Raw genomic sequence first — 412 nt, 5'->3', positions numbered from 1 at the left:
TGTTTATTCTCTTTAACCTGGTCAACATCGGCTCGAAATATTTCTTTATCCATTATGGCTACAACAAGGGCGTGGATTTAATCGAGCAGTCGAAAAACTCCAACATCATTCAACGCATCTCAAACGTGGCCAACGTGGTGGGCGTGATGGTGCTAGGCTCGCTGATAGCCACCACCGTCAAGATATCGACCCCCTTGGTGATCGCGGTTGGCGAGCAGTCGATAAAAGTCCAGGAGATGTTTGACAAGGTTGCACCTAACCTGCTGACGTTACTGTTCTCCTTGGGCATATTCTTCCTGGTCAAAAAGTTTAAAGGAAAATATACGGTGTCACTCATCATTGCAATGATGGTGTTCGGCGTCATTTGCTCCATGTTTGGCATTTTAAGTTAAAGGGAATAGTGATGAATTCG

The 412-nt window shown here is 45.1% G+C and carries 1 protein-coding gene; it reads left to right on the top strand.

All coding sequences use genetic code 11. The features are described from left to right. Positions 1-392: PTS system mannose/fructose/sorbose family transporter subunit IID (locus tag DUK53_RS17275; protein ID WP_143813235.1), on the top strand; the 392-nt coding region annotated here is incomplete at its 5' end. Positions 393-412: the final 20 nt, after the last annotated feature.

The sequence above is a fragment of the Listeria sp. SHR_NRA_18 genome, from assembly GCF_003856515.1.
Classification (GTDB): Bacteria; Bacillota; Bacilli; order Lactobacillales; family Listeriaceae; genus Listeria_A; species Listeria_A newyorkensis.
Note: the sequence above shows the minus strand (reverse complement) of the source record. Positions and strands in the feature narration are given on the sequence as shown.